We start from the raw sequence: 510 nt of genomic DNA on the forward strand, positions 1-510 counted from the left end.
TCGCGAGCAGGCTCGCTCCCACAGGAGGAACACAATGGCGGAGTGAAACTGCACAAATCTTCCAGACCGCCCCATCCAAGTCGTTTAATCTCAGCCAGCCGATACATAAACGAGACAGCCCATGACCGCGCGCAACTGGATCGATCTCAAGCAGGACGCCACGTCCGGCATCGAGACCGTGCGCGCGCATTTCGAGGGGCATGCCTACGATCCGCATTGGCACGATGCCTACCTGGTGGGGGTGACGGAGCAGGGCGTGCAACAGTTCCATTGCCGAAGGCAGCAACACAACAGCACTCCAGGCAAAGTGTTCCTGCTCGAACCCGGCGAACTGCATGACGGAAACGCACCCCACGAACACGGTTTCACCTACCGCACGTTGTACCTCGAACCGCACTGGCTCGAGCGCGAGCTGCGCTCCTTGTTCGATGAAGCGCCGGACAATGCCCAGTTGGGCTTTGCCGCCACCCTGAATGATGACGCGCGTCTGGCGAGCGCCACCGCCACGGC

The 510-nt window shown here is 61.2% G+C and carries 1 protein-coding gene; it reads left to right on the forward strand.

Translation table 11 applies throughout. From position 1 onward, the window contains the following. Window positions 1-121 precede the first annotated feature (121 nt). Window positions 122-510, forward strand: a 389-nt coding sequence (locus tag OC610_RS28735) for an AraC family ligand binding domain-containing protein (protein ID WP_264433174.1), incomplete at its 3' end; no start/stop codon positions are given.

Source organism: Pseudomonas agronomica, from assembly GCF_025917275.1.
Lineage (GTDB): Bacteria > Pseudomonadota > Gammaproteobacteria > Pseudomonadales > Pseudomonadaceae > Aquipseudomonas > Aquipseudomonas agronomica.